Genomic DNA, 19,634 nt, shown 5'->3' with positions numbered 1-19,634 from the left:
CACCCCGCGCGTCTCCACACAGCAAGAACCGAAACGCAGAGCCCCTGCGGGCGGGGCCCCCCCCCCCCCGCGCTCGTGTGCCCTCAACTGCGGCTGGTTTCCGTGGCAGGGTGGAACGGGCAAGCCACAGGGGGCCAAACAGAAGAGGGGGAGTCCGTGATCGTCTGGATCAACGGCGCGTCCGGTGCGGGAAAGACCACCGCCGCACGGGAACTGATCGAACTGATCCCGAACAGCACGCTCTTCGACCCCGAGGACATCGGCGCAGCGGTCGTGCATCTGCTGCCGCCCAAGCACCTCGCCGAGGTCGGCGACCTCCAGGACCTGCCGATCTGGCGACGTCTGGTGATCGACACGGCGGCCGCGATGCTCGCCGAACTCGGCGGGACCCTCGTGGTCCCCATGACCCTGCTGCGTCAGGAGTACCGCGACGAGATCTTCGGTGGCCTCGCCGCCCGCCGGATCGGTGTCCGGCACCTTCTCCTCGCTCCGGCGGAAACGATCCTGCGTGCCCGGACGGCCGAACGGGAGACCCCGCCGGACCCACCGGACGGCGAGATACGGCAGGGGCAGTGGGCGTACGACCACACAGAGCCCTACCGGGCCGCCCTCGCCTCCTGGCTCACCGCGGACGCCCATCTGATCGACAACAGCGCGCTCACCCCGTACGAGACGGCCGCCCGCATCGCCCAGGCCCTCGGGGCCGGGACCGTGCCCGTGTGCGACATCGTGCAGACTCCCGAGCCCACCGCCGAGACCGTGGCCGCCGGAGTCCTCCTCTTCGACGAACGCGACCGCGTGCTGCTCGTCGACCCCACCTACAAGGCCGGCTGGGAGTTCCCGGGCGGCGTCGTCGAATCCGGCGAGGCACCCGCCCGGGCCGGCGTGCGCGAGGTCGCCGAGGAGACCGGCATCCAGCTGGACGACCTGCCGCGCCTCCTCGTCGTGGACTGGGAGCCGCCCGCGCCTCCCGGATACGGCGGACTGCGCCTCCTCTTCGACGGCGGCCGGCTCGGATCCACGGAGGCGGGACGGGTGCTGCTGCCCGGGCCCGAGCTGCGCGGCTGGTGTTTCGCCACCGAGGAGGAGGCGGCCGAGTTGCTGCCGCCGGTGCGTTACGAGCGGCTGCGCTGGGCGTTGCGGGCCCGGGAACGCGGGGCCGCGCTGTACCTGGAGGCCGGGATCCCGATCGGCTGACCTGCGTGCGGAGCCCCGCCGGCACCGGGCCGGCGGGGCTCCGTCATGTCCGGGGCCAGGTTCGGGTCAGGCAAGCGGAGGGCGAGAACCTGCCAAGGGAATCGTCGCGATACCTCCACGTCAGAGCTAATGGAATGTCCCGCCCTCGTCAACACTTGGCAACGAGCGCAAACAATCCCTTTTTCGGTCATTTTCTGTCTTGACCGGTCTCTCGGCGTGTTGCGACAGTCCGCTCAGTCTCACGGCGCCGACAACGGCCGGCGACCGACGCCTTTCCCGCAGGGAACAGCCCCATGACGAGACCCCGTCCGCCGGCGATGGCGAAAACTCCGCGCCGGCCTCAGCACATACCCGGGACGTCCGCACGATGACGACGCAACAGCAGCCGATGCCCGCCGCCGCCGGCCCGACACAGGCCGCCGGTGGACCCGCGCCCGACCCGCACGGCGACGGCACGGTCATCACCGGGCGTTCGCCCGCCCGTATGGCCTGGCGGCGCATCAGACGGGACAAGGTCACCATGGCCGCGTTCGTGATCACGGTCCTGTTCGTCCTGATCGCACTGCTGGCCCCGGTCCTGACCGCGATCACCGGCTGGGGGCCGATCACCCCCGACGGCAGGGCGATCGACCCGGACACCGGGAACTTCCCGCGCGGGGCGCTGGGCGGGATCAGCCTCACCCACCTGCTGGGGGTCGAACCGGGCACCGGCTACGACCTGTTCGCCCGGATCGTCTACGGCCTGCGCACCTCGCTCCTCGTCGGCTTCGCCTCGGCCGTGCTGTCCACCGTCGTCGGTGTCGTGGCCGGCCTCGCGGCGGGGTACTCCGGCGGCTGGGTCGACTCCGTGCTGTCACGGATCATGGACGTGATGCTGGCCTTCCCGCAGCTGCTGTTCATCATCGCGCTGACCCCGGTCATCCAGAACGCGATGCAGACCGACAGCCATGGAGGCACCGACGAAAACCTCCGGCTGCTGGTCCTCGTCCTCAACATCGCGGTGTTCGCCTGGGCCTACACCGCCCGGCTGGTGCGCGGGCAGGTCCTGTCGCTGCGCGAGCGGGAGTTCGTCGACGCCGCGCGGATCATGAGCGCCGGGAAGTGGCACATCCTCTTCCGGCAGTTGCTGCCGAACCTGTGGGCGCCGGTCCTGATCTCCTTCGCGCTGGCCGTCCCGCAGAACATCACCACCGAGGCGGCCCTGTCGTACCTCGGGGTGGGTGTCATCCCGCCCAACCCGGACTGGGGGGCGCTGCTGTCGGACGCCTCCCAGTACTTCCTCCAGGACCCGACGTACCTGTTCGTCCCCGGCGTCCTGCTGCTGATCCTCGTCCTCGGTCTCAACCTCCTCGGAGACGGAGTCCGGGACGCCCTCGATCCCCGCGCGGCCCGAGGCTGACGCGGTCCCCCTCAACACCGGCGCTCACGACCCCGTTCGGGTCGCCTGCGCCGAGCCGTAGAAGAACGGAGTGTTACCTCATGACGCGCAGAAGGCGCACGATCGCGCTCACGGCCACCGCCGTGGCGATCGCCCTGGGGGCCACCGCATGCGGGGGCTCCTCCAGCACCACCGGGAGCGGGTCCCCGACCAAGGGCGGCACGCTGACCGTCCTCGACCACGCGGACTTCGACCACCTCGACCCCCAGCGCGTCTACACGACCGAGGGTTCGAGCATGGACCAGGAGATCGTGCGCACCCTGACCGGATGGGACGAGACCGGCTCGCAGCCCAAGCTCGTCGGCGATCTGGCCACCGACACGGGAACGCCCAGCAAGGGCGACACGGTGTGGACCTTCCACCTGCGCAAGGGCGTGGTGTGGCAGGACGGCACGCCGGTCACCGCGCAGGACGTCAAGTACGGCGTCGAGCGGACCTTCTCGCCCGACATCAACGGCGGTCCGCCGTACGCCAGTCAGTGGCTGGTCGGCGGCTCCACCTACAAGGGGCCCTACTCGGGCAAGGAGCTCGCCTCCATCCGGACGCCGGACGCGTCCACGATCGTGTTCCAACTCGACCAGCCCGTCGCGGACTTCAACGAGACGACCGCCATGCCCGGCTGGTCGGGGGTGCCCAAGGCCCATGACACGGGGGCCACGTACGACACACACGTCTGGTCCGACGGGCCGTACATGATCAAGTCGTACACCAAGAACAAGGAAGTCGTCCTCGTCAAGAACACCCACTGGAAGCAGTCGACCGACCCGATCCGGCAGCAGAACGTCAACGAGATCGACGTGAAGCTGGGCCAGGACCAGTCGGCGATCGACCAGCAGATCAAGTCCGACGCCGGCACCGCCCAGACCTCGATCATGCAGTGGCCGATCGCGGGCTCCGACCTGACGACCATCTCCAGTGACCCGTCCCTGAAGTCGCGCCTCTACAAGATCCAGGCCCCGGGCATCAACTACCTCGCCATCAACACCACCCGGGTCAGGGACCTGAAGGTGCGTCAGGCCATCGAGTACGCCATCGACAAGACCACCGTCCGCGGCGCGTTCGGCGGCTCGGCGTACGGCGACTACGCGAGCACCATGATCAGCCCCGGCATCGACGGCTACCAGAAGTTCAACCTCTACAGCACCAACCCCGCGGGCGACCTCACCAAGGCCCAGGCGCTGATGAAGCAGGCCGGGAACCCCAAGCTCACCATGTCGCTGGCGGTGGAGAACACCACGACCGAGGAGCACTTCGCCGACGCGGTGAAGACCTCGCTCGCAAAGATCGGCGTCACCGTGAACATCACACCGATCGACGCGGCGAACTACTTCAGCACCGTCGACAACGTGAAGAACCAGTACGACCTCACCTGGGTCGACTGGATCGCGGACTGGCCCAACGCCTCCACCGTGCTGCCCGTCCTGTTCGACGGACGGCAGATCGCCAAACTGCCGCAGTCCAACCAGGACATGGCGTACCTGAACGACCCCGCGGTCAACGCGCAGATCGACAAGATCGCCAAGATGACCGACGTCAAGCAGGCCGACACCGCCTACGGCGCCCTGGACGAGCAGATCATGAAGGACGCCGCCGTGGTCCCGCTGATGTACATGAACTTCAGTGAGCTGGCGGGCTCCAAGGTCGGCGGGGTCATCCCGGACCCCATCCTCGCCGAGCCCAGCCTGGTGCACGTCTACGTCAAGAACTGACGCCCTCCTCCGCAGGCCCGCCGGTGCACCCCGGCCGGCGGGCACCCCACTCACGTCAGGGTCCAGCACGACATGCTTCGCTATCTCATCCGGCGCCTGCTGGCGGCAGCGGCGATCCTGCTGGTGATCACCGTGATCACCTTCTTCATCTTCTTCGCGCTGCCCTCCGACCCAGCGCTCCTGGCCTGCGGCAAGACGTGCTCGCCGTCCCGGCTGGCGGAGATCAGGCACTCCCTCGGCCTCGACCAGGGCTATCTGACGCAGTTCTGGGAGTTCTTCAAGGGCCTGTTCGTCGGCCGGGACTACGGCGACCAGAGCGTGCGCGTCCACTGCGGGGCGCCCTGTCTCGGGCTGTCCTTCCAGACCGACACCCCCGTCCTGACCACCCTGCTGTCGGACTTCCCCGCGGACCTCTCGCTCGGCCTCGGCGCCGCGGTGCTCTTCCTCTTCCTGGGCGTCGGCCTCGGCACGGTCGCCGCCGTCCGCCGGGGGAAGGCCGCCGACAAGGCCGCGGTGGGACTCGCCCTGCTCGGTGTCTCCGTGCAGATCTACTTCGTCGGCCTGCTGCTGCTCTACCTGTTCGTCGACAAGTGGCAGATCCTGCCCGCCTCCGGGTACACCCCGATCACCCAGGACCCGGGCGCCTGGTTCCAGGGCCTCATCCTGCCCTGGGCCACCCTGGTCATCGTCTATCTCGCGCTGTACACCCGGCTCACCCGCTCCTCCATGCTGGAGGTACTCGCCGAGGACTACATGCGCACCGCGCGGGCCAAGGGGCTGTCCACCGGCAAGGTCGTCCTCAAGCACGGTCTGCGGGCCGCGATCACCCCGATCATCACCATCTTCGGCATGGACGTCGGCTCGCTCATCGGAGGCTCCGCGGTCATCACGGAATCGGTGTTCGGCATCGACGGCATCGGCAAGCTCGCCGTGGACTCCGTGCAGAACTCCGACCTGCCGGTGATCCTCGGCACCACGCTCTTCGCGGCCACGTTCGTCGTGCTCGCCAATGTGGTCGTCGACGTGGTCTACGGCCTCGTCGACCCCCGTGTCCGCCTCGCCTGAGCCCCCTCTCACCGCAGCAAGGAAGCCCTGTGTCCCTCCAGACCTCACCGAACCCTGCGGACGTCGATTCCGCGGCCGCTCCCTTCCTCGACGTACGGGACCTGCGTGTGCAGTTCCCCACCGAGGACGGGATCGTCAAGTCCGTCGACGGCGTCTCCTTCGCCCTGGAGAAGGGCAGCACCCTCGGCATCGTCGGCGAGTCCGGCTCGGGGAAGTCGGTCACCTCGCTGGCCCTGCTCGGACTGCACAAGGGCACCCGCGCCGTCGTCTCCGGGGAGATCCGCCTGGACGGCAGGGAGTTGGTCTCCCTTCCCGAGCACGACATGCGCGCGCTGCGCGGCCGGACGGTCTCCATGATCTTCCAGGACCCGCTGTCCGCCCTGCACCCGTACTTCACCGTCGGCGCCCAGATCGCCGAGGCCTACCGGGTCCACCACAAGGTCACGAAGAAGGAGGCCAGGGAACGCGCCGTGGAGATGCTGAAACGCGTCGGCATCCCGCAGCCCGAACGGCGGGTGCGGGACTATCCGCACCAGTTCTCCGGGGGCATGCGGCAGCGCGCCATGATCGCCATGGCGCTGGTCTGCGACCCCGAACTGCTCATCGCCGACGAGCCGACCACCGCCCTGGACGTCACCGTCCAGGCGCAGATCCTGGACCTGATCCGGGACCTCCAGGAGGAGTTCGGCTCCGCGGTCATCCTCATCACCCACGACCTGGGCGTGGTGGCCGACATCGCCGACGACATCCTGGTGATGTACGGCGGCCGCCGCATCGAGTACGGCACCGTGCGCGACGTCCTGAAACAGCCTCAGCACCCTTACACCTGGGGTCTGTTGGAGTCCATGCCGCAGATCACCGGTGACGTCGAAAGGCGGCTGAACCCGATCGCCGGAGCCCCGCCGAGCCTGATCAACCCGCCAGGTGGCTGCGCCTTCCACCCCCGCTGCACCTACAAGGGCTGGGTGCCCGACGGGCGTTGCGCGAGCGACCGGCCCGAACTGCTCGCCGTCTCCGGCACCGGCCGGCACCTCGCCGCCTGCCACCTCACCCCGGAGACGAGAAAAGAGATCCGCGGTCGTACGGTCACCGGGGCCTCGCAGTGACGGCGGCAGACGAACAGGAGCATGCCGTGAGCACCACTCAGCCCGCCGCCGGGGAGCCTTTGCTCGACGTCAGCGGCCTCACCAAACACTTCCCGATCCGCCAGGGCATCCTCTTCCAGCGGCAGATCGGGGCCGTGCACGCCGTCGACGGCATCGACTTCACGGTCGCCGCAGGCCAGTCGCTCGGTCTGGTCGGCGAGTCCGGCTGCGGCAAGTCGACCACGGGCCGGCTGGTCACCCGGCTGCTGGAACCGACGGCCGGGAAGGTCGTGTTCGACGGCCAGGACATCACCCACGCCCCCGCCGCCAGGATGAAGGAGGCCCGCCGGAACCTCCAGATGATCTTCCAGGATCCGTACTCCTCGCTGAATCCCCGGCACACGGTCGGCACGATCGTCGAGACGCCGATGCGGCTCAACGGCATCAACCCGCCGCAGGGCCACAAGAAGCGCGCCCAGGAACTGCTGGAGACGGTCGGCCTCAGCCCCGAGCACTACAACCGCTACCCGAACGAGTTCTCCGGCGGCCAGCGCCAGCGCATCGGGATCGCCCGCGCCCTCGCGCTGCGGCCGAAGCTCATCGTGGCCGACGAACCGGTGTCGGCGCTGGACGTGTCCATCCAGGCGCAGATCGTCAACCTGCTCCAGGACCTCCAGCGGGAGTTCGGCATCGCGTTCGTCTTCATCGCCCACGACCTGGCCGTCGTACGGCACTTCTGCGAGCGGGTCGCGGTGATGTACCTCGGCAAGATCGTCGAGGTCGCCGACCGGCAGACGCTGTACACCCGGCCCCGGCACCCCTACACCCACGCCCTGCTGTCCGCCGTCCCCGAGGCCGATCCCGACGGCACCGGGCGGCGCGAGCGCATCCGGCTCGCCGGGGACGTGCCCTCGCCGGTCGATCCGCCGTCCGGCTGCCGCTTCCGGACCCGCTGCTGGAAGGCCCAGGACAGGTGCGCGACAGCGGAGCCGCCGTTGGTGCGGGTGGCGGGTGACACCGAGGGCCACTTGACGGCCTGTCACTTCCCGGAGGAACCGAGCGTCGCGGCGCGCGCGGCCGACATCGTGCTCGATCCGGCGCTGACCACCCTGGGGGACACCGCGTCGACGTCGTCGTGAGGGTATGGAGCGAGCCTGCTCTCCTGCTCCAGGCGCCGGTTGAAGTCCCCGACCACGGCGGCCAGTCGGGCGTGCCGGGAGATGAGGTCGGCCGCCGCCCCGGGGATCCCCTCGGGGCGGCGGCCGGCGGCGCACGCGCGGATGAACTCCTCGCGTTCGTCCCGGCCGAGGCCGTACTGGTCGACGACCAGCCAGTGCACCAGGTAGGAGAGGGCGTAGGCGCGGTCGTAGCGGCGGTGGCGGTGGTGGAAGTCGTGTTCCTGCGGCGCGAGGTGGAAGCGGTTCGACAAGGCCAGTCCGAAGTCGGTCAGGCAGAGCCGTCGTCCGTCGGTGAGGATGTTGCGGAAGTGGGCGTCGAAGTGGACGAGTTGCTGCTCGTGGAGGAAGCCGGTGACGGCTTCGAGGCCCTGCTCCACGAGGGCGCACGCGAAGTCGGCGTTCTGTGTGCGTAGTTGGGCGGAGAACCAGTCGTGCAGCGTGTGCGGCAGGTACTCCAGGAACAGGGTCAGGCTCGCCGAGGCCGTGCGCAGGGCCTCGATGCGCTCGCGTCCGCCGCCCCAGTAGGCCACGGCCCGCTCCACGTCGGCCAGTTCCTCGGGCAGCGGCCGCGGTGCGTGGGGCAGTACCCGCCAGTGGTGGAGCAGGGGGAAGCCCGGGAAGCGGCCGGAGCGTACCCAGTTGGTCGTCATCTCGTGTGCCGCCAGCTCCCGCCAGGCACCGAAGCCGGGGCTGCCGATCGCGCCGATGCCGTAGTGGCAGCGGGCCGGCTGGGCGAAGAGGTTCGCGGTGGAGCGGACGTTGTCGGGGTGGAGTTCGGCGTCGGTGAGCGGCACCTGCTTCACGAAGACCCGTACGCCGTCCACCTCCAGGAGAGTGGCCTGCCCGCCGATCCCGGTCCCGGCGGGCGTGCCGGACGCCACGAGGTCCGCGAGGCCGCGGTCGCTCATCAGGGCCAGGGAGGTGGCGGTGTCGGCGTGGGTGTTCAGACGCGCGGAGGAGTCCATGGCCCCATGATCGGCCCGCCGTGGCCGCAGCACCCGACGCTTGGCCCGAGAGCCGCCAACTTCTCGAACGAGCGCAGGGCTTGGGCCAGGTCGACGTGGAACACCCCGGTATCACCGCTTGGTCAGCTACCGGCCACCAGCCCCCGGCCTCTTGTCCTCGCGGATCTCGAAGTCCGTCGCACCCCTCGAACCGGGGTGTCGCGACGACCACTGGAACTCAAGGCGGCCGAGGGCCTTCTGCCGACAGCAGCGCCGTCGGCTCAGCTCGCCGCGTAGTTGCGCAGGAACAGGGCTTCCGTCACCGACAGGCGCTCCAGCTCCTGCGGGGAGACGCTCTCGTCCACGGCGTGGATCCGGGCCTCCGGCTCGCTCAGGCCGATGAGGAGGATCTCGGCGTGCGGGTAGAGGGCGGCGAGGGTGTTGCACAGGGGGATCGAGCCGCCCTGGCCGGCGTACTGCATCTCCTGGCCCGGGTAGGCCACGGCCATCGCGTCGGCCATCGCCGCGTACGCCGGGCTGGTGGTGTCCGCGCTGAACGGCTGGCCCTGGCCGACCTGTTCGGTGCTGACCCGCGCGCCCCACGGGGTGTGCGTCTGCACGTGGGCCCGCAGCAGCCCGGTCGCCTCGGCCGCGTCGATGCCCGGCGGCACCCGCAGGCTGATCAGGGCGCGTGCGCTCGCCTGCACGGACGGGGTGGCGCCGACGACCGGCGGGCAGTCGATGCCGAGGACCGTGACGGCGGGGGCGGCCCAGATGCGGTCGGCGACCGTGCCGGAGCCGATCAGCTCTACGCCGTCCAGCACCCTGGCGTCCCCCCGGAACTGCTCCTCGTCGTACTGGAGGCCGTCCCAGGCCGCTCCCGGGGTCAGCCCGTCGATCGTGGTCGAGCCGTCCTTCGCGCGCAGTGAGTCCAGCAGGCGGATCAGCGCGGCCAGCGCGTCCGGGGCGGCGCCGCCGAACTGGCCGGAGTGGAGGTTGCCCTCCAGGGTGTCGACCTGGACGCGCATCATCGTCATGCCGCGCAGGGTCGCGGTGACCGTCGGCAGACCGGTGCGGAAGTTGCCCGCGTCGCCGATGACGACGGTGTCCGCCTCCAGGAGCGCGGGGTGCTGCTCGGCGTACCGTTCCAGACCGCCCGTGCCCTGCTCCTCCGAGCCCTCGGCGATGAACTTGACGTGGACCGGGACCCCGCCGTTGGCCTTGAGGGCGCGCAGCGCGAGCAGGTGCATGATCACGCCGCCCTTGCAGTCGGCGGCCCCGCGCCCGTACCAGCGCCCGTCGCGCTCGGTGAGTTCGAACGGCGGGGTCGTCCAGCCGGCCTCGTCCAGCGGCGGCTGCACGTCGTAGTGGGCGTAGAGCAGGACGGTCTTCGCGCCCTCCGGGCCGGGCAGGTAGCCGTACACCGACTGGGTGCCGTCCGGGGTGTCGAGCAGGTCCACGTCCTGGAACCCCTCGGCGGTGAGCGCGTCGGCGACCCAGCGGGCGGCGGCCTCGCTCTCGCTCCTCGGGAACTGGTCGAAGTCCGCCACCGACCTGAACGCCACCAGTTCGGTGAGCTCCGCCCGCGCCGTGGGCATCAGCGAGGCGACGGTCTCGGCGACCGGATTCGACGACATGGGCACGCTCCTTGTGGGTGCGACGTTGTACCTGTGAGTGCCGTAGATCCTCCCACAGTGGTGTGGGCGCGGGCCCGCCGTAGGATGCGGGAGACAGGTGCGGCAACGGCTTGATCGGGAGCAGCAGACCATCGTGAGCAGCGAGAACACTTCGGCGGACGACTCTTCGGCGGACGACGTGCGGGACGACGCCCAGCGGGTGTGGGACGTCGTCGTGGTGGGCGCGGGACCCGCGGGCGCCTCGGCCGCCTACGCGGCGGCGGTCGCGGGACGGCGCGTGCTGTTGCTGGAGAAGGCCGAGCTGCCGCGGTACAAGACGTGCGGCGGCGGCATCATCGGCCCCTCGCGGGACTCGCTGCCGCCCGGCTTCGACCTGCCCTTCCGGGACCGGGTGCACGCGGTCACCTTCTCGAACAACGGCCGCTTCACCCGCACCCGGCGTTCCCGGCAGATGCTGTTCGGGCTGATCAACCGGCCCGAGTTCGACCAGCAGCTCGTCGAGCACGCCCAGAAGGCGGGCGCCGAACTGCGGACCGGCGTCACCGTCCAGCGCGTCGAGCAGCACGGCTCGACGGTCCCGGACCGGCGTACGGTCGCGGTGGTCCTGCAGGGCGGCGAGACGCTGCTCGCGCGGGCCGTCGTGGGAGCCGACGGCAGCGCCAGCCGGATAGGCGCGCATGTCGGGGTGAAGCTCGACCAGGTCGACCTCGGCCTGGAGGCGGAGATCCCGGTGCCGGAGACCGTCGCCGAGGACTGGAAGGGGCGGGTCCTCATCGACTGGGGCCCGATGCCCGGCAGTTACGGCTGGGTCTTCCCCAAGGGGGACACCCTGACCGTCGGGGTGATCTCGGCGCGCGGTGAAGGCGCCGCCACCAAGCGGTACTTGGAGGACTTCATCGGGCGGCTCGGGCTCGCCGGGTTCGAACCGAGCATCTCCTCGGGCCACTTGACCCGCTGCCGTGCCGAGGACTCGCCGCTCTCGCGCGGGCGGGTGCTGGTGTGCGGGGACGCGGCGGGGCTCCTTGAGCCGTGGACCCGTGAGGGCATCTCCTTCGCACTGCGTTCCGGGCGCCTCGCGGGGGAGTGGGCGGTACGGATCGCGGAGGCCCACGACGCGGTGGACACCCGGCGCCAGGCGCTGAACTACGCGTTCGCGATCAAGGCGGGCCTCGGTGTCGAGATGAGCGTCGGCAAGCGGATGCTGGCCGCCTTCGAGCGGCGTCCCGGTCTGTTCCACGCGGCGCTGACGGGCTTCAGGCCCGCGTGGAACGCGTTCAGGGAGATCACCCAGGGCTCGACCTCGCTGGGTGAGCTGGTCCGGGGCCGGCCGATGGTCCAGCGGGCGCTGGCCGCGCTGGACACGCGCCCCGAGGAGTCCGCCGGCGGCGAGGTCACTTCGTGAGCACGATGCGGAAGACCGGGTGGTCGGGGGCGATGCGCAGGAGTTCGGCGTCGGGGGAGTCGGGGCCGACGCCCTTGAAGAAGACGCCTACCTCGGCCTTCCAGCGCTTGAGGTAGGCGCGCAGGAGCGGGACCTTCTCCTCGCCGGTCACCTCGGTGGCGGTGAAGGCCTCGGCCTTCTTGCCCAGGTGCAGCTCGCCGCCGCCGGCCGCGCGCATGTTGTGGGTCCACTGGACGTGGCCGCGCGGAGCGACGAGGTACTGCTCGCCGTCCACGGTCAGCAGGTTCACCGGGGTGGTGCGCCATTCGCCGCTCTTGCGGCCTCGGACGGCCAGGATCCGTGAGCCCCAGACGCTGAGACCACGGCGGGTCATCCAGGCCACGCTGCGGTTGAGGACGTTGACCGTGAACCATCCGGGCTTCTGGACGTGCGTGGACATGTGACCCCCAGGGCGTGTACGAGCGCCGCTCACTTTTGTGAGCACTGCTCTCTTCGTGCTCTCAGTGTGCACGAGTGGACGCTCCATGACAAGAGCAGTGCTCTCGTTTGTGTGCACTGCTCTGTCTCGTGTGACACTGATGGGTATGAGCACTACACAGGGCGCCCGCGCCAGAGCCCGGATCGAGGTCACCGCCGCCATCAAGGACGAGGCGCGCAGACAGCTCATGGCGGAGGGCGCGGCGAAGCTCTCCCTGAGGGCCGTGGCGCGTGAGCTGGGGATGGTCTCCTCGGCGCTGTACCGCTACTTCCCCAGCCGCGACGACCTGCTCACCGCGCTGATCATCGACGCGTACGACTCCCTGGGCGAGAGCGCGGAACGGGCGCACGAGACCGCCGCCGGGCAGGGCCCGCTGGAGCGCTGGGTCGTCACATGCGAGGCCGTACGCCGCTGGGCGCACGACCATCCGCACGAGTACGCCCTGATCTACGGCTCTCCCGTCCCCGGCTACACCGCACCGCAGACCACCGTCCCGCCCGCCGCCCGCATCGGCCTCCTCCTGATCGGCATCGTGCGCGACGCCCACCTGGGCCCGGGCCTCGCGGATCTGCCCGCGGTCCCCGAGGACCTCCGGGCGGAGTCGGTCCGCATGGCCGCCGACCTTGCTCCCGACCTGCCGTCCGAGGTGGCCGCGCCCCTCGTGGCGGCCTGGGCCCAGCTCTTCGGCCTGGTCGGCTTCGAGCTCTTCGGGCAGTTCAACCAGGTCGTGGAGGACCGGGAGCCGTTCTTCCGGCACGCGGTGCGTCAACTGGGGCGGAGTGTGGGACTGCGCCGGCGGTGACCGGCGTACTTCGCGGGGAGTACGCGTGATCGCCACGCCGGGGGGACGCCCGGGCCGGGCCGGGGCGTCTAGCGTGGCCGTCATGGAAGGTGAGCAGCGCGTACGCGGGGCCGGGCACCCGCGATGGTGGCGGCAGGGACCGCCCTGGTGGACGCGCCCGGGGGACCGGGAGCGGGCGGCCCGGTGGCCGTGGGCGTCCACGCTGCTGCTCACGTTCTTCGTGCTCGGGGGCTCGAACTACGCGGCCCACCAGCAGGTGGGCCGGGCCGCACTCGATCCCTTCGCACGGGCGCTGCTGGTGATCGGATCGGGGCTGTTGCTGTGGCGGCATCGGCGCCCGGTGCTCGTCGCCTTCGGTACGGCGGCTGCCGCGATGCTGTATCTCGGGGCCGGGTATCCCTACGGGCCCGTCTTCCTGACCGTCGCCCTCGCCTGTTTCAGCGCCGTCGTGGCCGGGCACCGCAAGGCCGCGTGGACCGCGCTCGGAATGCTCTGGGCCGGGCATGTCCTGGTGGCCCACTGGCTCTACCAGTGGCTGCCGCCGACCGCGGACCCGGCCGCTCCCTGGGGGCAGGAAGGCGTGATCGCCGCCTGGGTCGTCGCGATCGTCGCCGTGTCGGAGCTGGCCCGGACCCGGCGTGAACAGTGGGCCCGGGAGCGCGCCGAGCGGGCCCGGGCCGCGCAACGGCGCGCCGACGAGGAGCGGCTGCGCATCGCCCGCGAACTGCACGACGTGCTCGCCCACAGCATCTCCGTCATCAACGTCCAGGCCGGCGTCGGCCTCGCCCTTCTCGACACCGACCCGGAGCAGGCCCGCACCGCGCTCACCACCATCAAGGCCGCCAGCAAGGAGGCGCTCGGCGAGGTGCGCCAGGTGCTCGACACCCTGCGCACCCCGGGTGACGCGCCGCGCGCCCCCGCGCCGGGCCTCGACCGGCTGCCCGAGCTGGTCTCCCAGGCGGCGGGCGCGGGCCTCACGGTCGAGGTGGAGGGAACGGCGCCGGCACTGCCGCCCGGCGCGGACCTCGCCGCCTTCCGGATCGTCCAGGAGGCGCTCACCAACGTCGTACGGCACTCGGGATCCCGGCACGCGCGCGTGCGGCTCGATCACGGCGGCGGTGTGCTGCGGCTCGGCATCGACGACGACGGACCGGGGACCGGCGCCGACGCGGGCGGCAGCGGCAACGGCCTGGCCGGAATGCGGGAGCGGGCCGCCGCGCTCGGTGGCACGATCGAGGCGGGGCCGCGTCCCGACGGAGGGTTCCGGGTGCTCGCCGTACTGCCGCTCAAGGTGAAGGCCAAGGAGGACGACCGGTGATCCGCGTACTGCTCGCCGACGACCAGTCGCTCGTGCGCGCCGGGTTCCGGGCGCTGCTCGACGCACAGCCGGACATCGAGGTGGCCGGGGAGGCCTCCGACGGCGCGGAGGCGGTCGGCAAGGTGCGCGAACTGCGGCCGGACGTCGTGCTGATGGACATCCGGATGCCCCTGCTCGACGGCCTCGCCGCGACCCGGCGCATCACCGAGGACGTCGCGCTGCGCGATGTGCGGGTGGTCATGCTCACCACCTTCGAACTCGACGAGTACGTCTTCGAGGCGATCCGTTCCGGCGCCTCCGGCTTCCTGGTCAAGGACACCGAACCCGAGGAACTCCTGCGCGCCGTAAGGGCCGTGGTCGACGGTGACGCGCTTCTCTCACCGGGTGTGACCCGCCGTCTCATCGCCGAGTTCGCGGCCCGCTCCAAGGAGCCCGCGGCCGAGGGCGTCCTCGCCGAACTCACCGAGCGGGAACGGGAGGTGATGGCCCTGGTCGGCATCGGCCTGTCCAACGCGGAGATCGCCCGCCGCCTGGTCGTCAGCCCCCTCACCGCGAAGACCCATGTCAGCCGCACGATGGTGAAGCTGGGCGCCCGGGACCGCGCCCAACTCGTCGTGCTGGCCTACGAGTCGGGGTTGGTGCGACCGGGCTGGCTGGGCTGATCGCCCTCCCGGCGGAACCGCACCAGCACGCTGATCACGCGCGCGAGGAAGACCGCGGGTGCGAGCGCGGCCCCGACGCGCAGCAGCAACGTCTCGACGGCGCCCGGCAGTTCGAACAGGAGCGCCGGGCCTGCCACGGCCCCGAAGAGCACGGCTGCCGCGAACAGCGCACTGCACAGCGCGTATCCGATCTCGACGGTGATGGCATCCCGCTCGGCCTGGTCACGCCGTCCCCCGTAGGTGTCCATCCCCGAAGTCTCACAGCCGGGTGTCCGGCGGAGCAAGCGTGCTCGGCCGGACACCCGGTGTCGGAGGCGTCCCCCTAGTCGCGTACGGTGACGCGCTCCGCCTCCTGCACAGTGGACTTGGCGACCACGACGGTCTGCTGCGGGCCACGCGCGGTGCGCAGTCCCGTGAGGGTGATCAGCAGCCCGGCCGCGGCGACGGCGGTGACCACGGCCAGGCCGGGGCGGTAACTGTCGAGAACGGCCTGCGGGGTGGCGTTTTCCGGGGCGCCCGCGGTCACCACCGCGGTCACCACCGCCAGGAAGATCGCACCGCCGACCTGTACCGAGGTGTTGAGCAGACCGGAGACCATGCCCTGCTCATGGTCCTCGACGCCGTTGGTGGCCTGGATGTTGAGCGAGGGGAAGACCAGCGCGCAGGCGGCGCCGATGAGCAGCATCGACGGCAGGATCGCGGCGGCGTACACGGGGTCGAGGTCGACACCCAGGAACAGCGCGTACCCGACGACCATCAGTGCGAAGCCCGCAGGGATCAACCGCTGGGTGCCGAACCGGTCGACGATCGAGCCGACCTTCGTCGAGGACACCGCCACCAGCGCGCCCGCGGGCAGGAAGGCGAGCGCGGTGTGCAGCGCCGACCAGCCGAGCAGCGTCTGCATGTAAAGGGTCACGAGGAACTGGAAGCCCACATAGGAGCCGAAGAAGGCCATGGCGCCCAGCTGGGCGCGGATCTGGGTGCCCGAGCGCAGCACGCCGAGCCGGATCAGCGGTCCCGGTGAACGCCGCTCGACCAGCACGAACACCGTCAGCAGTACGGCCACGGCGAGGAAGGACAGCAGTGTGCGGGCCGAGGCCCAGCCGGACTGCGGAGCCTGTACGACGGTGAAGACCAGCAGCAGCATCGAAGCGGTGCCGAGGACGGCGCCGGGGACGTCGTAGCCGTTGTGGTCCTTCTCGCGGGCGCTGCGCGGCAGCAGCTTCAGGCCCGCGATCAGGGCGATGAGGGCGATGGGCGCGGGCAGCAGCATGGTCAGGCGCCAACTGGCCTCGGTGAGCAGGCCGGACAGCACCAGGCCCATCGAGAATCCGGTGGCGGCGCAGGTGGTGTAGATGGAGAGCGCGCGGTTGCGCAACGGGCCCTGCGGAAACGTGGTGGTGATGATGGACAGGCCCGCCGGCGCGGTGAAGGCCGCGCTCAGCCCCTTGATGAAACGGCTGGCGATCAGCAGCGGGCCCGAGTCGACGAGGCCGCCCAGCAGCGAGGCGACCGCGAAGACGCCGAGGGCCACCAGGAAGACCTGGCGCCGGCCCAGCAGGTCGGCGGCCCGGCCGCCCAGGAGCAGGAGACCGCCGTAGCCGAGGATGTAGCCGCTGACGATCCATTGCAGCGCCGAGGTGGAAAGGCCCAGGTCGGAACCGATGGACGGCAGTGCGACGCCGACCATCGACACGTCCAGCGCGTCCAGGAACATCGCGGCGCAGAGCACCAGCAGGGTGCCCCAGAGTCGAGGTGTCCAGCGGACCGCCGAGGACGCGGCCGCCGGGGTGGTGAGCGGAGAGGTCATGACCCAGAACACTACATGCGTATGCATCGAATGCAAGTGCATTTAATGCCGATGCAATAATCCACCTTCTCTGCTACGGTGCCGCGCATGGTGGCGAAGAAGCCCGAGCAGGCGCTCGCGGAGCAGTGGCGGGACATCCTGGCGCTGCACGCGCGCACGCAGTGCGAACTGGACCGCGCCCTGAACCAACACGGCCTGTGCGCCAGCGACTTCGAGGTGCTGGACGTCCTCGCCCACGACGGCTGCGCCTACCGCGTCCAGGAGATCTCCGAGCGGGTCCATCTGAGCCAGAGCGCGCTGTCCCGGCTGATCGCCCGTCTGGAGAAGGACGGCCTCGTCGAGCGCGGGATGTGCGCGGAGGACCGGCGGGGCGTCCGGGTGTCACTCACGTCGAAAGGCCGCACGCTGCACGGCGACGCCCTGCCGCTGCAACGCGCGGTCCTCACAAGGATGTTGCAACCGTCCTAGGGCTTGGCGTGCCACTCCCTTCGTTCGCCCGGAGGGTGTGCATGACGTCGCATGGCAGGCGGGCAGGCGGGCAGGCGGGCAGGCGGCGACAGGCTTCAGCCCACGCCGGACGTCTCCCGCCACAGCTCGGCGACCGACACGTCCCCGGTCACCCGCGGGAACGGCAGCCGGTTCCACAGCGCCGGATACAGCCGCGCGGCGGGCCCGGACACCTCGCAGTCGGCGTCCCCCGCATCGCCGTACTCCGCCGCGGGCGGCTCCTCGGTCAGTCGTACGGTCCACACGGCGCCGTCCGTGTCGGTCGCCCGCACCCGCAGGACCCGGGGCTCGGGGCTGCGGACCCGGCTCTTCGTGCGGACGTGGAAGCCGCGCAGCAACTCGTCGATGCCGTCGGCCGCGAAGTCCCGTACGGTCTCCGTCGGGGCACCGCCGCGCGCCGCCTCCGCGTCGAAGCGGTGCACGGCCGTCTCGTGCGCCTGCCGCCGGGCCCAGAACGCGAGCGGTGACGGCGCGGGCAGGAACTGCCAGCAAGCCACGTCGGGCGCGGCGGAACCGAGCGTGTCGACCAGACGGCGGTGGCCGGTGCGGAACCAGGCCAGCAACTCCTCGCCGTCCAGGGCGGGTTCGTCGCCGATGGGGCGAAAAGCGGTGTGTTCCTCGGCGACGAACGCCGTCGCCCAGCGATGCACCGCGCCCGTGTGCCGCAGCAGGTCCCGCACCTGCCAGTCCGGACAGGTCGGGACCTTGGCGTCGGTACCGGCCTGCTCGGCGGCCGACGCGAGCAGCAGGCCTTCCCGGTCCAGGACCTCGATGAACTCGGCTGTCTCCATGGGGTGAGTGTGCCCGACACCGTGCCCGACGCCCATGGGGTTATCCAGTCGTGGGCGGCCTGAAACAGGTGGTCGCGGACGAGCGCCACGTGCGGGTTGCCCGAGGTGCCGTGCCGCTGGGCCGGGAAACGTGTGTCGCTGGACCGAGCGGCGGGGGCGTGGAGCAGGACCGGCGTGTCCGACGCAGGCTCCTCCGCGCGCGGCCGGCGGGGCAGCGCGATGAAGCCGGAGCCGTCGGCGATCGCGGCCTTCGCCGCGTCCGGATGCGGCGCAGTGACCGCCGGCTGCCGTACCAGGCGCCCCTCGGGGCCATCGGTGCTCAGTTCCCTCAGACGCACGAGCCCCTTATTGGCTTTCTGTGACAGGGCAGGACTACGGTTTCACCATGTCGAAGATCCTCTTTGTGATGACCGGCGCCGACCACTGGACCCTGGCCGACGGCACCCGGCACCCCACCGGCTTCTGGGCCGAGGAGGCCGTCGCCCCCTACGAGGCCTTCAAGGCCGCGGGACACGAGATCGTCGTGGCCACTCCGGGCGGCGTCGTGCCGACCGTGGACAAGGGCAGCCTCGCGGCCGAGCTCAACGGCGGGCAGGAGAACGCCGACCGGATCGCCGGGGTGCTCGCCGCGGCCGCCGAACTCCAGCAGCCCGTACGACTGGAGGACGTGACCCTCGACGACTACGCCGCCGTCTTCTACCCCGGCGGCCACGGACCGATGGAGGACCTCGCGGTCAACGCGGACTCCGGGCAGCTGCTCACCCGTGCCCTGGAGAGCGGCAAGCCCCTCGGCGTCGTCTGCCACGCCCCGGCCGCGCTGCTCGCCGCCACCCGGGCCGACGGGACCAACGCGTTCGCCGGGCGCCGCGTGGCCGCCTTCACCAACGCCGAGGAGACCCAGGCGGGCTTCGCCGACAAGGCCAAGTGGCTGCTCCAGGACCGGCTCGTCGAGGCCGGTGTACAGGTCGACGAGGCCGAGCCGTGGGCCCCGCACGTGATCGTCGACGGCAACCTGGTGACCGGACAGAACCCGGCGTCCTCCGCGCCGCTCGCCGTCGAACTCCTCAAGAAGCTGGGCTGAACCGTGGAAGAGGCGGGCCGCCCCGGTGCGGCCGGCCTCTCCACGGGCAGCCGGCATCGCCCGGCCCCTCGCCGAGAGGTGGGCGCCGAGCCTCTGAGGCTGCTCAAGTCGCTTGGCGGGGACGGGAGATGACCGTCACGATGACCCGCATGTCGAGAATCACGGGACTGAACAAGAAGCACAACTTCGTACTGCTCGTCCGGGACGCGGACGTGATCGGAGCGGCCCTGCGGCAGGCGCTGACCGAGGCCCCGCCCGCGGAGCGACCGGGGCTGGAACGTGCCCTCGCGCTCGTCGAGTCCACCGCCGCCGCCACCGAGACCCAGCTGCGTGCCCGCTGGGTCCGCTCCCGACTGGCCGACGCCGGTTTCACGGGCGACATCGCCTCGGTCGCGGCGGTACGGGCACTGCGCCGGGCGGAGCCGAAACTGAGCCTGCTGGCGGCCGTGCAGCTGCAGAAGGAAGCGGTGGCTCAGCCCGAGTGATCGGGCGGGTCATGACGCCGCTCGGCGGGTGCGGAGACCGGGGCC

At 71.0% G+C, this 19,634-nt stretch carries 19 protein-coding genes; 13 read left to right on the top strand and 6 right to left on the bottom strand.

Going from position 1 to position 19,634, the window contains the following annotated elements:
* The first annotated feature begins 156 nt into the window (after positions 1 to 156).
* The 6 genes from ACZ48Z_RS06600 to ACZ48Z_RS06575 all read left to right on the top strand — a co-directional run bounded on the left by ACZ48Z_RS06600 (position 157) and on the right by ACZ48Z_RS06575 (position 7,633).
* On the top strand, positions 157 to 1,197 hold the full coding sequence (locus ACZ48Z_RS06600; protein WP_468734685.1) for an NUDIX hydrolase: 1,041 nt from the start codon (positions 157 to 159) through the stop codon (positions 1,195 to 1,197).
* Between the two features lie 367 nt (positions 1,198 to 1,564).
* Positions 1,565 to 2,596, top strand: coding sequence for an ABC transporter permease (locus ACZ48Z_RS06595; RefSeq protein WP_468734684.1), 1,032 nt, complete (start codon positions 1,565 to 1,567; stop codon positions 2,594 to 2,596).
* An 80-nt stretch (positions 2,597 to 2,676) separates the two neighbouring features.
* The gene (locus ACZ48Z_RS06590) at positions 2,677 to 4,344 is read left to right on the top strand and encodes an ABC transporter substrate-binding protein (RefSeq protein ID WP_468734683.1); all 1,668 of its coding nucleotides are present in this window, start codon (positions 2,677 to 2,679) and stop codon (positions 4,342 to 4,344) included.
* A 72-nt stretch (positions 4,345 to 4,416) separates the two neighbouring features.
* Positions 4,417 to 5,409 carry an ABC transporter permease gene (locus tag ACZ48Z_RS06585; protein WP_468734682.1) on the top strand — a complete coding sequence of 331 codons (993 nt, stop codon included), beginning with the start codon at positions 4,417 to 4,419 and terminating at the stop codon, positions 5,407 to 5,409.
* Positions 5,410 to 5,438: 29 nt separating this feature from the next.
* Complete coding sequence (locus tag ACZ48Z_RS06580) at positions 5,439 to 6,515, top strand: ABC transporter ATP-binding protein (RefSeq protein ID WP_468734681.1); 1,077 nt, start codon at positions 5,439 to 5,441, stop codon at positions 6,513 to 6,515.
* The gene (locus ACZ48Z_RS06575; protein ID WP_468734680.1) at positions 6,512 to 7,633 is read left to right on the top strand and encodes an ABC transporter ATP-binding protein; all 1,122 of its coding nucleotides are present in this window, start codon (positions 6,512 to 6,514) and stop codon (positions 7,631 to 7,633) included. Before ACZ48Z_RS06580 ends, ACZ48Z_RS06575 begins: the two co-directional genes overlap by 4 nt.
* Here the strand turns inward: ACZ48Z_RS06575 and ACZ48Z_RS06570 are convergent.
* Together ACZ48Z_RS06570 and ACZ48Z_RS06565 are read right to left on the bottom strand one after the other, a co-directional pair.
* Positions 7,534 to 8,637, bottom strand: coding sequence for a protein kinase family protein (locus ACZ48Z_RS06570; protein ID WP_468734679.1), 1,104 nt, complete (start codon positions 8,635 to 8,637; stop codon positions 7,534 to 7,536). The two genes, ACZ48Z_RS06575 and ACZ48Z_RS06570, sit on opposite strands and share 100 nt — an antisense overlap.
* Before the next feature lie 260 nt (positions 8,638 to 8,897).
* Positions 8,898 to 10,253 (bottom strand): M20/M25/M40 family metallo-hydrolase, encoded by a 1,356-nt coding sequence (locus tag ACZ48Z_RS06565; RefSeq protein WP_468734678.1) that lies wholly within the window; start codon positions 10,251 to 10,253, stop codon positions 8,898 to 8,900.
* Between the two features lie 133 nt (positions 10,254 to 10,386).
* Here ACZ48Z_RS06565 and ACZ48Z_RS06560 point away from each other — a divergent pair, with 133 nt between their 5' ends.
* On the top strand, positions 10,387 to 11,655 hold the full coding sequence (locus tag ACZ48Z_RS06560; RefSeq protein WP_468734677.1) for a geranylgeranyl reductase family protein: 1,269 nt from the start codon (positions 10,387 to 10,389) through the stop codon (positions 11,653 to 11,655).
* Here the strand turns inward: ACZ48Z_RS06560 and ACZ48Z_RS06555 are convergent.
* Positions 11,645 to 12,094 (bottom strand): nitroreductase family deazaflavin-dependent oxidoreductase, encoded by a 450-nt coding sequence (locus ACZ48Z_RS06555; RefSeq protein WP_468734676.1) that lies wholly within the window; start codon positions 12,092 to 12,094, stop codon positions 11,645 to 11,647. The genes ACZ48Z_RS06560 and ACZ48Z_RS06555 overlap by 11 nt on opposite strands.
* 145 nt (positions 12,095 to 12,239) lie before the next feature.
* On the opposite strand from ACZ48Z_RS06555, the gene ACZ48Z_RS06550 reads away from it, so the two are divergent.
* The 3 genes from ACZ48Z_RS06550 (at position 12,240) to ACZ48Z_RS06540 (ending at position 14,915) form a co-directional block, all read left to right on the top strand.
* Positions 12,240 to 12,935: a TetR/AcrR family transcriptional regulator gene (locus tag ACZ48Z_RS06550; protein WP_468734675.1), complete on the top strand. Its 696-nt coding sequence runs from the start codon at positions 12,240 to 12,242 to the stop codon at positions 12,933 to 12,935.
* An 82-nt stretch (positions 12,936 to 13,017) separates the two neighbouring features.
* Complete coding sequence (locus ACZ48Z_RS06545; RefSeq protein WP_468734674.1) at positions 13,018 to 14,253, top strand: sensor histidine kinase; 1,236 nt, start codon at positions 13,018 to 13,020, stop codon at positions 14,251 to 14,253.
* Positions 14,250 to 14,915, top strand: a complete 666-nt coding sequence (locus ACZ48Z_RS06540; protein WP_468734673.1) for a response regulator — start codon at positions 14,250 to 14,252, stop codon at positions 14,913 to 14,915. Before ACZ48Z_RS06545 ends, ACZ48Z_RS06540 begins: the two co-directional genes overlap by 4 nt.
* Here the strand turns inward: ACZ48Z_RS06540 and ACZ48Z_RS06535 are convergent.
* Positions 14,876 to 15,163, bottom strand: coding sequence for a DUF6332 family protein (locus ACZ48Z_RS06535; RefSeq protein ID WP_468734672.1), 288 nt, complete (start codon positions 15,161 to 15,163; stop codon positions 14,876 to 14,878). The two genes, ACZ48Z_RS06540 and ACZ48Z_RS06535, sit on opposite strands and share 40 nt — an antisense overlap.
* Positions 15,164 to 15,237: 74 nt before the next feature.
* Positions 15,238 to 16,725: an MFS transporter gene (locus tag ACZ48Z_RS06530; RefSeq protein ID WP_468734671.1), complete on the bottom strand. Its 1,488-nt coding sequence runs from the start codon at positions 16,723 to 16,725 to the stop codon at positions 15,238 to 15,240.
* 87 nt (positions 16,726 to 16,812) lie between these two features.
* Between ACZ48Z_RS06530 and ACZ48Z_RS06525 the strand changes: the two genes are divergently transcribed.
* Positions 16,813 to 17,193: a MarR family winged helix-turn-helix transcriptional regulator gene (locus tag ACZ48Z_RS06525; protein WP_468734670.1), complete on the top strand. Its 381-nt coding sequence runs from the start codon at positions 16,813 to 16,815 to the stop codon at positions 17,191 to 17,193.
* Positions 17,194 to 17,288: 95 nt separating this feature from the next.
* Here ACZ48Z_RS06525 and ACZ48Z_RS06520 read toward each other — a convergent pair whose 3' ends face one another.
* Positions 17,289 to 18,023 (bottom strand): maleylpyruvate isomerase family mycothiol-dependent enzyme, encoded by a 735-nt coding sequence (locus ACZ48Z_RS06520; protein ID WP_468734669.1) that lies wholly within the window; start codon positions 18,021 to 18,023, stop codon positions 17,289 to 17,291.
* Positions 18,024 to 18,408: 385 nt separating this feature from the next.
* On the opposite strand from ACZ48Z_RS06520, the gene ACZ48Z_RS06515 reads away from it, so the two are divergent.
* Both ACZ48Z_RS06515 and ACZ48Z_RS06510 read left to right on the top strand, forming a co-directional pair.
* Positions 18,409 to 19,104 (top strand): type 1 glutamine amidotransferase domain-containing protein, encoded by a 696-nt coding sequence (locus ACZ48Z_RS06515; protein WP_468734668.1) that lies wholly within the window; start codon positions 18,409 to 18,411, stop codon positions 19,102 to 19,104.
* 149 nt (positions 19,105 to 19,253) lie between these two features.
* Positions 19,254 to 19,589, top strand: coding sequence for a hypothetical protein (locus tag ACZ48Z_RS06510; RefSeq protein WP_468734667.1), 336 nt, complete (start codon positions 19,254 to 19,256; stop codon positions 19,587 to 19,589).
* The last annotated feature ends 45 nt before the right edge of the window (positions 19,590 to 19,634 follow it).

Source organism: Streptomyces sp. NPDC031225 (genome assembly GCF_055570355.1).
The sequence above is the reverse complement of the archived record's forward strand: the minus strand, read 5'-3'. Positions and strand labels throughout refer to the sequence as shown.